The sequence below is a fragment of the Methylobacterium sp. A49B genome, assembly GCF_053346215.1.
This window is the reverse complement of the sequence record NZ_JBKFBO010000088.1, coordinates 51,524-63,977: the sequence shown is the minus strand read 5'-3', so window position 1 is coordinate 63,977 and position 12,454 is coordinate 51,524. Positions and strand designations below refer to the sequence as shown.

The window sequence follows — 12,454 nt, the reverse complement described above, 5'->3', positions numbered from 1 at the left end:
GTGACCTTCGTACCTCGGTCCCACTTCACGACTGCGAGCCTTCCCGAGCGCGACCGGTTCGAGGCTTGGCGCGCCCTGTTCTCCGCGCACGATCTCGATGCAGACCCACAGGGCTTCTCGGGCAAGATCGAGACGACCCTGATCGGCTCGTTGGCCCTGCGCGTCATGAATGCCGCGCCCCAGGGGCCCGGCCGGTCCCGATCCCGGATCCGGCGCGACGGCCAGGACGGCTTCGTCCTGCACCTGAGCCGGCTAGCCTACAGCGTCGAGACCGAACGCGGCGTGATCGACGTTCCGGCGGGCGCCATCAGCCTCAACGACCTGTCCCAGCCCTATCGCCGCAGCCGGGTGCCGGAGACGGACTCGCTGATCGTCGCGCTGCCGCGGGCATCCGTCGCCTCCGTGCTGCCCGACGAGGACACGTTGCACGGACTCATCCTGCAGGGCGGTGCGGGCCGCCTCCTGGCCGATCACGTGCGAAGCCTGGCCGCGCACAGCCACGCGATCGCGACGGTCGACGCGGCCCACGTCGCCCAGGCCACGCTCCACATGCTCGCGGCCTGCGCGCGCCCGAGCCTGGAATCCATCGGGCGCGCCGGCGCGCCGCTCGATGCCGTCCGGCTCAGGGCCGCGAAGCAGCTCCTCCGGCGCCAGCTCTCCACGCCGCTCCGGATCGACGCGCTCGCGAAGGCCCTCGGCATGTCGCGCTCGCAACTCTACCGCCTGTTCGAACCGGAGGGCGGAGTGGCGCACTACCTCGCCCGTCAGCGCCTCGCTGCGGTACGGGCGGCCCTGGACGAACCCCTCGAGCGGCGGTCCATCGGCGAGATCGGGGAGGCCTTCGGCTTCGGGAGCAGCGCGGTCCTCAGCCGTGCGTTCCGGCAGGCCTACGGCTTGAGTCCGCGCGACTACCGGGCGTCGGTCGGCGGCGCCTGACCCCTCCGGGAACAGGAGGGGGCGTCCGGGACCGTTAGCCGGAGCCTGATGCCAGGCTGCGCCGCGGATGGGATGAACACCCGGCCCGTCAGGCCGCCGCGGCCCGCGTCAGCCTCACGGCCGCCGCAATACTCCGTCAGGGCGGAGGGCCGTGCCTGTCCGGCGCCATCCCGGCCGATCCAGGGCGGACGGTTCATGCCTCGAACGATCTCGATCACGCTCGCCGCGGGCCTCGCACTCCTGGTCGCCGCAGGACCCGCCGCCGCACAGGCCGGGAAGGCCGAGGCGCCGATCCCGGCCGCGACCCTCGCGCTGATGGCGCAGAAGGGCGTGACGGCCGCCTCGCCGGTCCTGTTCCGGGCCTACAAGAAGGAATCGGAGATCGAGGTCTGGAAGAAGGGGCCGTCCGGCTACGTCTTCATCAAGACCTTCCCGATCTGCCGCTGGTCCGGCCAGCTCGGACCCAAGCGCAAGAGCGGCGACCGGCAGACGCCGGAGGGGTTCTACACGGTGCCACGGCGCCAGATGAACCCGAACTCGCACTATTACCTGTCCTTCGACGTGGGCTACCCCAACGCCTACGACCGCGCCCATGGCGGCACGGGCTCCGCCGTGATGGTCCACGGCATCTGCTCGTCGATGGGCTGCTTCGCCATGACCAACGGCACGGTCGGCGAGATCTACGCCATCGCGCGGGATGCGCTGAACGGCGGGCAGGCCGCCTTCCAGTTCCAGTCCTACCCGTTCCGGATGACCGCCGAGAACATGGCCCGCCACCGGGCCGACCCCAACATCGCCTTCTGGCGCGAGCTCAAGGCCGGCTCCGACCGGTTCGAGGCGAGCCGGGAGGAACTCCAGGTCTCGGTGGTCGCCGGCCGCTACGCCTTCGCCGCCTCCCGGAATCCGGCCGTCGAGGCGGCTGTGACCACGCGCCGGGCGGTGGAGGATGCGCGCATCGCCGCGCTCGCCGAGGCGGGGGAGCCCGCAGTTCGCACCACCTATTCCGACGGCGGCCAGAACGCCTTCTGGGCGGCCTTCACGGCCCGCGGCGGCGCGGTCGGCGACATCAGCCGGCCGGAGGCTCTCGCCTTCGCCGGGCAGGAGGTGGTGGTCGTGCCCGGTCGCCGCGCCGCGCACCCGGTGCCAGAATCCGTCTGGGCGACCTGGGTGGCGCCGGATTCCGCCCTTGCGCCGCGGCGGATGGCTGGCTTCGTCCCGGTCTACGAGCGCGCCCCCGACCCGTTCGGGCGCCTCGCCGCTCCGCTCGCGGCACGCTACGGCGACGGGCTGCCCACGTGGGTCGCGGCCGGTCTCGACGGCCGGGCCTTCGGCCGCCCGAATCTGCATGGATCAGCCTTCGGCGCCCTGGCCGCGGCGGAGGCGCTTTAGGCATGCACCGGCCCCGAGCAGCCGCCCATCCGTGTGCGCAGCCGCACATCACGGCGGTCCCTGGCACACCAATTCATGGTACGGCAGGGGATGAGCGGTACTCTCGCTCCGTCGGCCTGCCGTATTCAGAGCTACCTTCCCGGAACGGCGACGGGGTTTCGATCATAACAGATCGGGACCGCCCGTCCGCAGATTCGTGATCGCCATGTCCAACAGTTCCGAGCCGGCTCGTCCGGCGGCCGACCAGGACCTTATGCTCCGCTTCTGGGGCGTCCGCGGCTCGACCCCCGTCAGCGGCCCGCAATATGCCGAGTTCGGCGGCAGCACGCCCTGCATCGAGGTGCGGTGCGGCCAGCGGATGTTCATCGTCGACGCCGGCTCGGGCATCTACAACCTCGGGCAGGGTCACCGGACCGACCTGCCGCAGGAAGTCGACCTGCTGTTCAGCCACCTGCATCTCGACCACACGGCGGGGCTTCCCTTCTTCAAGCCGGCGGTCCTCGACGCCGAGCGGGTGATCAACACCTATTGCGGCAACCTCGGCGGCGAATCGGCCGGGCCGACCCTCGACCGCCTGTTCGCGCCGCCGCTCTTCCCGGTTACGCTCGACAAGCTGTGCTGCACCTTTCACCATCACGGCTTCGAGGCCGGCCAGACCCTGACCTTCCGGGACGGCACGCGGGTCGACACGATCCCGCTGAACCACCCGCAGGGCTCGGTGGGCTACCGGTTCGAGCATAACGGCCGCCGCCTGTGCCTGATCAGCGACATCGAGCACAGCGATCCCTGGCCGGACCCGGAGCTCGCGGCCTTCGTGGCCGGCGCCGACCTGATGGTCTACGACGGCATGTTCACCGATGGCGAGTATCCGACCTGCCGGGGCTGGGGGCACTCGACGTGGCAGAAGGGCGTCGAGCTGGCTCAGGTCGCCGGCGTCAAGGCGCTGGCCATCATCCACCTGCACCCGGCCCATTCCGACACGGCCCTGCGCGACATGGAGGCCGATCTCCAGGCCGAGATGCCCAGCGCCTTCATCGCCCGGGAGCGCCAGAGCGTCACGGTCGGCGCGCCCCGGACGGTGAGCCGCCGATCGAACAGCCGCCCCGCCGTCCGGGAGCTGCGCCGGCGGGTCAAGGTGGCCTGACCGGCCCGGATCAGGCCGAGCGCCCGGCGGACCGGGCCTTGCGCGTCCGGTTGAACCGGCCCACCGCGAACAGCACGAACAGCGCCGCGCCGATGATCAGGATGCTCCAGCCGTAATTGCTGACGAGCTGCGCGTCGATCGGGTGGCCGATGCGGCCGAGGGCGACGAGGAGCCCGAACACGGCGATCGCCGCAGAGATCAGCATACCAACGATCATCGAGAATCTCCGGCGCGGCGGGCCGGAAAAAATGCGCGGGTCCCGCAGCCGTTCCCGCTCGGACGCACCGGGAAACCCGAAACTTCGGACATCGCCTGATTGCAACGCCCTCGGGCGCCGCACTAAGTAGGCGCCGTGACGGCGCCCCCGGGCGCGCCAGGAGCCCGAGACCACGGCGATGACCGGCCAAGAGACGACGAACGCGCAGGCGACACCGGACAGCGGCCCCGCAACCGCGGCGCCAGGCCCCCTGCGCCCGCAGGACCAGCTCGTGACGATCTTCGGCGGGTCGGGCTTCCTCGGCCGGCACGTGGTGCGGGCGCTCGCCAAGCGCGGCTACCGGATCCGCGTCGCGGTGCGGCGGCCGGACCTCGCGCTGTTCCTGCAGCCGCTGGGGAAGGTCAACCAGATCGTGGCCGTCCAGGCGAACCTGCGCTACCCGGATTCGGTGACCCGGGCCGCCGAGCGGTCGGACGTGCTGATCAACCTCGTCGGCATCCTGCAGGAGACCGGCTCCCAGAGCTTCGCCCGGCTGCAGGTCGAGGGGGCGGACGCCATCGCCCGCGCGGCGGCGCGCCAGGGCGCGCGGATGATCCAGGTCTCGGCGATCGGGGCCGATCCGGCCTCGCCGTCGCTCTACGCCCGCACCAAGGCCGAGGGCGAGGCGCGGGTCTTCTCGGCCTGCCCCGACGCGGTGGTGTTCCGGCCGTCGCTGATCTTCGGGCCGGGCGACGGCTTCTTCAACCGCTTCGCCAGCCTCGCCCGGGCGCTGCCGGTCCTGCCGCTCGCCGGCGGCCAGTCGCGCTTCCAGCCGGCCTTCGTGGGCGACGTCGCCGAGGCGATCGCCCGGGCGGTGGACGGCACCGTGGCCGGCGGCAAGGTCTACGAACTCGGCGGCCCGGAGGTGGGCACGCTGGAGCATTTCGTGCGCTACATGCTGAAGACGATCCGGCGCAAGCGCCCGGTCGTGGACCTGCCGCTGCCGGCGGCCAAGCTCCAGGCCCGGCTCCTGGAGATCGCCGACACCCTGACCTTCGGCCTGCTGCCCGACACGCTGAAGCTCACCCGCGATCAGGTCGTCCTGCTCCAGAACGACAACATCGTCTCCGAGGCCGCCAAGGCCGAGGGCCGGACCTTCGAGGGACTGGGGATCATCCCGACCGCCGCCGAGGCGGTGGTGCCGGGCTACCTCTGGACCTTCCGCAAGGCGGGCCAGTTCGCCACCGACCGGGACGAGGAGGTGCTGTCCGAGGTCCCCGACATGCTGGCGCCGAAGCCCATGGCGGACGGCTCGCAGCACCGGCCGAAGACCGCCTCCGGCCCGGCGATCGGGGCGGATGCCGGCGGCTCGCCGGGAACCGTGCAGGGCGGCATGGGCGTGCGCTGGGGGACCCGAACCCAGCGCTAGGCATCCCGGCTCGGCACCGGCGCGCGATCCGTCGCGGACTGAGAGCCTGGCCCGCACCGCACGGTGCCCGCGCCCTCGAACCACGGATCGGCAGGCAGATCGGCAGACAGGTCGTGAGACGCATCCTCGTCACCGGGGCCGCCGGGTTCGTCGGCGGTCATGTTCTGCCCCTCCTCACCGGGGCGGACGTCCGCGTGGCCGGGATCGGGCGCGGGCGACCGCCGTCCCTGCCGGAGGGCGTCACCTACGAGGCGATCGACCTCCTCGATGACGGCGCCCTCGGCGCCTTCGTGGCCCGCTTCCGGCCGACCGCGATCCTGCATCTCGCGGGTCTCGCCTCCGTGGCCGACTCCGCCAACGGGCCGGGTCAGACCTGGCGGGTGAACGTCAACGGCCTCATGAACCTCGTGGCCGCCGTGGAGGCGGTGCCGGGCTGCACGTTCTTCTTCGTCAGTTCCGGCGAGGTCTACGGCAGCGCCTTCCTGGCCGGACACGCCCTCACCGAGGCGGCCGAGCCCCTGCCGCGCAACACCTATGCGCGATCGAAATGGGTCGGCGAGCAGCTGCTGCGCGACCTGCTGCCCCGGATCGGCGTGAAGCTCGTCGTGCTGCGGCCGTTCAACCATATCGGCCCGGGGCAGGACGAGCGCTTCGTCGTGGCCTCGTTCGCGGGTCAGATCGCCCGCATCGAGGCCGGGCTGGTGCCGCCGTGCCTGGAGGTCGGCAACCTCACCTCCCACCGCGACTTCCTGGATGTCGCCGACGTGGCGGCGGCCTATGCCGATCTGATCGGCCGCGCCGATTCCCTGGCGGACGGGAGCGTGTTCAACATCAGCTCCGGCCAGCCGCGGACGATCGCCAGCGTGCTCGACGGGCTGCGCGCCCTGGCCCGGGTGCCGTTCGAGATCCGGATCGCCCCCGAGCGGGTGCGCCCCGCCGAGATCCCGCTCGCCGCGGGCGATGCCGGCCGCCTGCACGCCGCCACCGGCTGGCAGCCGCGGGTCGCGTGGGACGAGGCCCTGACGCGGGTGCTGGACGACGCCCGGGCGCGGCTCAGGGTTTCGCGCGGCGCCGGTTGAGGCGGCCCGTGTCTCTCCTGAGGCCTGTCACGCCTGGCATCCCGCACGGTGAAGGGGGAACCCGTCAGCGTCGCCGCTACCGCACCACCCCCTTCGCCGTGAGCGCGTCGCGCTCCGCCTCCGGATAGTCCAGCTCCTCCGCCAGGATCTCCCCGCTCGACGCGCCGAGCCCCGGCGGCATGCGCCGCACCGGCAGCCGGCGTCCGTCGAGACGGTAGGGCGGCGCGATCACGTGGGCGTTCCCGCCGCCCTCGACCACGAGACCGGCCTCCCGGGCCCGGTCGCAGGTCAGCGCCTCGCGCAGGCCCATCACCTCGCCGCAGGGAATGCCGGCCGCCCGCAGCCGCGCGATCAGCGGCGCGCGCGCCCACTGGGCGAGTTCGGCCTCCAGCACCGGGATGAAGGCGGCGCGGTTCTTCGAGCGGTCGAGGTTGGTGGCAAAGCGCGGGTCGGCGACGAGGTCGGGACGCTCCAGAACCTGCTCGCAGAAGCGGCGGTACTGGCCGTTGTTGCCCACCGTGATCACCACCGGCCCGTCGCCGGCCTCGAACACCCCGTAGGGCACGATCGAGGGATGGGCGTTGCCGTAGCGCGGCGGATCGACGCCCCGGGCCAGCGCCTCAAGGCCGTAATAGGAGGTCAGCGCCACGCCGCAATCGAACAGGGCGAGGTCGATCGCCTTGCCGCGCCCGGTGCGCTCCCGCTGATACAGGGCCGCCAGCACGGCCTGGGCGGCGAACTGCCCGGTGAACAGGTCCACCGCCGCGACCCCGAACTTGAGCGGCGGTCCGCCGGCCTCGCCGTTGAGCGCCATGACGCCGGACTCGCCCTGGACCACGAGGTCGTAGCCGGGCCGGCCGGCCTCCGAGCCATCGGAACTGTAGCCGGCGATCGAGCAGTAGATCAGCCCGGAATTCTCCGCCGAGAGGTCCGCGTAGCCGAGTCCGAGCTTCTCGGCCCCGCCGGTCTTGAAGTTCTGGACCAGCACGTCGCTCTCGCGGGCGAGCGCCTTGACGATCGCCAGCCCCTCCGGCGTGGCGAGGTCGACGCCGATCGAGCGCTTGTTGCGGTTCACGCTGTCGAAATACGAGGTGTTGCCGGGACTCGTCGGCACGCCCCAGTCGCGGGTGTCGTCGCCGCGCTCCGGGTGCTCGACCTTGATCACGTCGGCGCCGAGATCGCCCAGCACCTGCGCGCACCAGGGTCCCGCCAGGACCCGGGACAGGTCGAGGACGCGGATTCCGGCGAGCGGCAGGTCGGCAGCGGCATCCATCGCGAAAGGTCCTCAGGCTCCCATGACGCCGTCGAGGCTGCGCACGGCATCGATGAGTTTGGGGCGCGCCACCTCCAAGAGGAAGCGCGCATCGGTGATGACGGTGGGGGCGCCGCAATTGACCGACATCGGCGGCAGGCCGCCGCCGGGATGGAAGCCCACCGCGATGGCACAGACGGTCTCCTGCCAGTCGCCGAACGAGGTGCAGCAGCCGAGTTCCCGGTGCTCGTCCACCGCCCGGTCGAGACAGGTGCGGAGGGCCGGCCAGGCCACCGGATCGAGCGCCTTCAGATCCTCGTAGATGCCCGCGCGCTCGCGGTCCGGGCAGACCGCCACGTAGGCGCGGCCCATGGCGCTGCGGGCCAGCGAGATGCGCGAGCCGGTGTCGAGATTGAGCGAGATCGCCGCCGGGCCGCGCTGGCAATCGACGTAGCGCATGCTGAGCCGGTCGCGCACGCCGAGGCCCACGGAGGCGTTGGCGGCCTCGGCGACGGCCCGCAGCACCGGGCGGGCGATGGCGCGCACGTCGAGGCCGCCGAGCGCCGCCGAGCTGAGCGCGATGGTCGCCGTGCCGAGCCGGTAGCGGCCGAGCTCGGGCATGTGCTGCAGGTAGCCGAGCTTGGTCAGCGTATAGGTGAGCCGCGACACGGTGGAGCGCGGAAGCCCGCAGGCCTCGGCGATGTCGTGGTTGGCGAGGCTCGTGCGGCCGGGGCCGAAGCAGGCCAGCACCGACAGCCCCCGGGCCAGCGCCGTGACGAAGTGGCGGTCCTCCTTGGGCCCGGCCCCGGCGGCGTCGGGCTCGGCCAGCAGGGTCGTCTCTCCGGCCGTCATCGGCGCAGGAAGGCCGCGAACGCCGCCTGCGCCTCCGGGCCGCGGCGCAGCGCGTGGAACACCTCCGCCTCCTCGGCCAGCGCGCGGGCGACGCTCTCGTCCTGGCCCCGGCGCAGGGCTCGCTTGGTGGCGGCGATCGACACCCGGGGCAGGGCGGCGAGCGCCCGCGCCTTGGCCAGCGCGGTCTCGAGCGCGGTGCCCGCCGGCACGGCGGCGTTGACGAGGCCGGCGGACGCGGCGTCCTCCGCGGTGAAGGGCTCGCCGAGCATCAGCAGCGCTGCGGCGCGCTTCGATCCCGCCACCAGGGGCAGAAGATAGCTCGACCCGCCCTCCGGGCTGAGGCCCAGCGCCGTGAACGGCAGGCGGAACCGGGCACCGGCTCCGGCATAGGCGAGGTCGCAATGGAGCAGCAGCGTCGTGCCGATGCCGACGGCGTGCCCCTCCACCGCGGCCACGACCGGCTTCGCGCACGCGCGCAGGGCCGTGAGGAAGGTGAGGCCGGGGCTGTCGCCTCCGGTCTCCACGTCCTGGAAATCCTTCAGGTCGTTGCCTGCGGTGAAGCAGCCGCCCGCGCCGGTCAGCACGACGGCCCCCACGGCCTCATCGCTCGACACGGCCCCGAAGGTGGCGGTCAGATCCGCGTAGGCCGCCCGGTCGAGGGCGTTGCGCCGCTCCGGCCGGTCGATGGTGACGAGCCGGATCCCGGGCTCCGGATCGGTGACGCGGACGCTCACGGCGCAGCACCGCCCGCGTGATCCGCAGCGTAATCCGCCGAGACTCCGGCCGCCCGCGCCCGCGCCGCCGCGTATTCGCGGGTGAGGCGGGCCACGAGGTCGGCGGTGGCCGGCGCGTCCGCGATGGTGCCGACGCCCTGGCCGGCGCCCCAGACGTCGCGCCACGCCTTCACGCTGCCGCTGCCGAAGTTCATCGCGGTCTTGTCGCGCACCGGCAGCGCCTCGGGATCGAGGCCGGCGGCGCGGATGCTCGGCGTCAGGTAGTTGCCCGGCACGCCCGTAAAGTAGGGGGTGTAGAGGATGTCGGCGGCCGCGCTGCCGGCGATCATGTCCTTGTAGGCGGGGACCGCGTTCGCCTCCCGGGTGGCGATGAACCGGGTGCCCATATAGGCGAGGTCGGCCCCCATGGCCTGGGCCGCCAGGATCGCGGAGCCCGAGGTGATCGCCCCCGACAGGATCAGCGGCCCGTCGTAGAACCGCCGGATCTCGCCGACGAGGGCGAAGGGGCTCAGCGTCCCCGCATGCCCGCCCGCCCCGGTGCAGACCAGGATCAACCCGTCGACGCCGGCCTCCAGGGCCTTCTCGGCGTGGCGCACGTTGGTCACGTCGTGGAACACCACGCCGCCATAGGCGTGGACCGGGCGGATCACCGCGTCCGGCGCCCGCAGCGAGGTGATGATGATCGGCACCCGGTGCCGGACGCAGGCCTCGACGTCCTGCGCCAGACGGTCGTTGGAGGCGTGGACGATCTGGTTCACCGCGAAAGGGGCGATCCGTCTCGCAGGGTCCGCCGCCCGGGCCTCGGCCAGCGTGCGGGTGATCCGCGCGAGCCACTCGTCCAGCAGCTCGGCCGGCCGGGCGTTCAGCGCGGGGAACGACCCGACCACGCCGGCAAGACACTGGGCGATCACCAGCTCCGGCCCGGAGACGATGAACATCGGCGCGCAGATGACCGGCAGGGTGAGCCGGCCGCGCAGGGCTTCGGGCAGGCGGCCGGCCGGGAGCTGTTCGGGACCGTCGCTCACCGCACGCTCCTCGTCGCCCGATCCCGCGCCGAACCGGCACGCCTCGGCCGCTCGCCCCGATCGATGCCGCGCACCGCGATCCTCCCCCTGCCTCAGGCCACCAAGCCGGCGAACGCCCGGCAACGACTGCAGCCGAATCCTGCCGGAGCCGCCCTGATCGCACGCGGCCGGGTCACGGGTCAAACCATCGGGCGGCCCTTCTTCTGCAATGCAGAACAGCGGACCATGCCCGGGCGGATGTCTCGATCCGTCCTTGACGATGGGCCGGCAGCGCATCAACATTCGCCGAGCGACAGACGATTATTCTGCGGTGCAGAACGACAGGGAGTTCGGGGTGGTTCGTCAGGAGGTCGAAGGCGGCGTGGCGGTGCTCACGCTCGCCAACCCGCCGGTCAACGCGCTGGGCGCCGCGCTGCGGGCGGCCCTCGACGAGGCCCTGACGAAAGCCATCGCGGACGCTGCGGTCCGCGCCATCGTGCTGGCCGCCGAGGGCAAGGTCTTCGTCGGCGGCGCCGATATCGGCGAGTTCGGCCAGCCGCAGCGCCCGCCGAGCCTGCCGGACCTACTGGACCGCCTCGATGCCAGCCCGAAACCGGTGGTGGCGGCCATCGGCGGCGCGGCGCTCGGCGGCGGCCTGGAACTGGCGATGGCCTGTCACGGCCGCGTCGCGGCACCGTCGGCCAAGATCGGCCTGCCGGAAATCAAGCTCGGGATCATCCCGGGGGCGGGGGGCACGCAGCGTCTGCCGCGCCTGATCGGTCCGGACGCCGCCTTCCCGATGATGCTCACCGGCGAGCCCGTCTCCGCCGAGAAGGCGGCGGCGCTCGGGATCGTCGATGCCGTGGTGCTGGGCGACCTCGTGGCCGAGGCCCGCAAGCGGGCGCTGGAGCTCGCCGATTCCGGCGTCCTGCCGCGGGTGCGCGACCGGTCTGAGAAGCTGACGCCGGAGGCGCGCGGACAATTCGAGGCGCAGGCCGCCGAGGCGGTCAAGCGCGATCCCGACGCCACGAACGTGCACGCCCTCGTGCGGGCCGTGCGCGCCGGCCTGGAACAGGATTTCGACGCCGCGGTGGCGGTGGAGCGCGCCGAGTTCCGGGCCCTGGTGGAGGATCCGCGCTCGAAGGCCCTGCGCTACGCCTTCTTCGCCGAGCGCGAGGCGGCCCGGGTGCCCGGCCTGCCGAAGGAGACAGCCCGTCGCCCGATCCAGACGGCCGCCGTGATCGGCGCCGGCACGATGGGCGGCGGCATCGCCATGTGCTTCGCCAATGCCGGCATCCCCGTGACGGTGATCGAGACGGAAGAGGGTGCCCTCGCGCGCGGCCTCGACCGGGTGAAGGGGCTCTACGCCGGCTCGGCCAAGCGCGGCTCGATCACCGAAACTCAGCGCGACGCGCGGGTCGGCCAGATCACCGGGGCGCTCGGCCTGGAGAACGCCCGGGCGGCCGACATCGTCGTCGAGGCGGCCTTCGAGGACATGGGCGTCAAGCGCGAGATCTTTTCGAAGCTCGACCAGATCGCGAAGCCCGGCGCGATCCTGGCCACCAACACCTCCTATCTCGACGTGAACGCCATCGCGGCGGTGACGGACCGGCCGCAGGACGTGCTCGGCCTGCACTTCTTCAGCCCGGCCAACGTCATGCGCCTCGTCGAGGTGGTCCGGGCCGAGAAGACCGCCCCGGAGGTCCTCGCCACCGCCCTCGACCTGGGCAAGCGCCTCAACAAGCTGCCGGTGACGGTGGGGGTCTGCTTCGGCTTCGTCGGCAACCGCATGCTGGAGCGCCGCAGCCGGGCCGGCGAGCGGCTGCTGCTCGAGGGCGCGCTGCCCCACGAGGTCGACGCGGCGGTGACCGGGTTCGGCTTCCGGATGGGCCCCTTCGCCATGAGCGACCTCGCGGGGCTCGATATCGGCTGGCGCTCGCGCAAGGATTTCGGCGGACGAGCCCCGGTCGCCGATTCGCTCGCCGAGCAGGGCCGCTACGGTCAGAAGACCGGCCGGGGCTTCTACCTGTACCCGGACGGCGCCCGCACCGGCACGCGGGACCCGGAGGTGGAAGCGCTGATCGCGCGCGTCGCCGCCGAGCACGGCGTCGCGCGCCGCAGCTTCACACCCGAGGAGATCGTCGCCCGGCTGATGTACCCGATGGTCAACGAGGGCGCGCGGATCCTGGAGGAGGGCATCGCGGCCCGGCCCGGCGACATCGATACGATCTGGATCAACGGCTACAACTGGCCGGCCTGGCGCGGCGGCCCGATGCACTGGGCCGACACGGTCGGGCTGAAGACCGTCGCGGAGGCGCTGTCGCGCTTCGCGGCCGAGACCGGCGACGACAGCCAGGAGCCGGCGCCGCTCCTGAAGCGCCTCGCCGCCGAGGGCGGCCGCTTCGCCGGCCTGAAGAACGCCTGAGCGGGAGAGAGATC

General features: G+C 72.6%; 11 protein-coding genes. 6 read left to right on the top strand and 5 right to left on the bottom strand.

Annotated elements, in window-relative coordinates:
- The 3 genes from ACLBX9_RS12495 (at nucleotide 1) to ACLBX9_RS12485 (ending at nucleotide 3,469) form a co-directional block, all read left to right on the top strand.
- Nucleotides 1-936 carry a helix-turn-helix domain-containing protein gene (locus tag ACLBX9_RS12495; protein WP_447719154.1) on the top strand — a complete coding sequence of 312 codons (936 nt, stop codon included), beginning with the start codon at nucleotides 1-3 and terminating at the stop codon, nucleotides 934-936.
- A gap of 195 nt (nucleotides 937-1,131) precedes the next feature.
- Nucleotides 1,132-2,325, top strand: coding sequence for a L,D-transpeptidase family protein (locus ACLBX9_RS12490; RefSeq protein WP_447719153.1), 1,194 nt, complete (start codon nucleotides 1,132-1,134; stop codon nucleotides 2,323-2,325).
- A 205-nt stretch (nucleotides 2,326-2,530) separates the two neighbouring features.
- A complete protein-coding gene (locus ACLBX9_RS12485; protein WP_010685542.1) occupies nucleotides 2,531-3,469 on the top strand; it encodes an MBL fold metallo-hydrolase in 939 nt (312 codons plus the stop codon).
- Nucleotides 3,470-3,479: 10 nt separating this feature from the next.
- Here ACLBX9_RS12485 and ACLBX9_RS12480 read toward each other — a convergent pair whose 3' ends face one another.
- Nucleotides 3,480-3,686 carry a hypothetical protein gene (locus ACLBX9_RS12480; RefSeq protein WP_010685541.1) on the bottom strand — a complete coding sequence of 69 codons (207 nt, stop codon included), beginning with the start codon at nucleotides 3,684-3,686 and terminating at the stop codon, nucleotides 3,480-3,482.
- A 178-nt stretch (nucleotides 3,687-3,864) separates the two neighbouring features.
- On the opposite strand from ACLBX9_RS12480, the gene ACLBX9_RS12475 reads away from it, so the two are divergent.
- Both ACLBX9_RS12475 and ACLBX9_RS12470 read left to right on the top strand, forming a co-directional pair.
- Nucleotides 3,865-5,094: a complex I NDUFA9 subunit family protein gene (locus ACLBX9_RS12475; protein ID WP_447719152.1), complete on the top strand. Its 1,230-nt coding sequence runs from the start codon at nucleotides 3,865-3,867 to the stop codon at nucleotides 5,092-5,094.
- Between the two features lie 113 nt (nucleotides 5,095-5,207).
- Complete coding sequence (locus ACLBX9_RS12470; RefSeq protein WP_010685539.1) at nucleotides 5,208-6,173, top strand: NAD-dependent epimerase/dehydratase family protein; 966 nt, start codon at nucleotides 5,208-5,210, stop codon at nucleotides 6,171-6,173.
- Between the two features lie 76 nt (nucleotides 6,174-6,249).
- Here ACLBX9_RS12470 and ACLBX9_RS12465 read toward each other — a convergent pair whose 3' ends face one another.
- The 4 genes from ACLBX9_RS12465 to ACLBX9_RS12450 are packed head-to-tail and all read right to left on the bottom strand — an operon-like array spanning nucleotide 6,250 to nucleotide 10,036.
- Nucleotides 6,250-7,446, bottom strand: a complete 1,197-nt coding sequence (locus tag ACLBX9_RS12465) for a CaiB/BaiF CoA transferase family protein (protein ID WP_447719151.1) — start codon at nucleotides 7,444-7,446, stop codon at nucleotides 6,250-6,252.
- A 12-nt stretch (nucleotides 7,447-7,458) separates the two neighbouring features.
- Nucleotides 7,459-8,277, bottom strand: coding sequence for an IclR family transcriptional regulator (locus ACLBX9_RS12460; protein WP_010685537.1), 819 nt, complete (start codon nucleotides 8,275-8,277; stop codon nucleotides 7,459-7,461).
- Entirely contained in the window at nucleotides 8,274-9,011 is a 738-nt protein-coding gene (locus tag ACLBX9_RS12455; RefSeq protein ID WP_010685536.1) for an enoyl-CoA hydratase/isomerase family protein, read from the bottom strand. The genes ACLBX9_RS12460 and ACLBX9_RS12455 overlap by 4 nt, the downstream gene beginning before the upstream one ends.
- Nucleotides 9,008-10,036: an NAD(P)H-dependent flavin oxidoreductase gene (locus ACLBX9_RS12450; protein ID WP_010685535.1), complete on the bottom strand. Its 1,029-nt coding sequence runs from the start codon at nucleotides 10,034-10,036 to the stop codon at nucleotides 9,008-9,010. The genes ACLBX9_RS12455 and ACLBX9_RS12450 overlap by 4 nt, the downstream gene beginning before the upstream one ends.
- 334 nt (nucleotides 10,037-10,370) lie before the next feature.
- On the opposite strand from ACLBX9_RS12450, the gene ACLBX9_RS12445 reads away from it, so the two are divergent.
- Nucleotides 10,371-12,440, top strand: a complete 2,070-nt coding sequence (locus tag ACLBX9_RS12445) for a 3-hydroxyacyl-CoA dehydrogenase NAD-binding domain-containing protein (protein WP_447719161.1) — start codon at nucleotides 10,371-10,373, stop codon at nucleotides 12,438-12,440.
- Nucleotides 12,441-12,454: the final 14 nt, after the last annotated feature.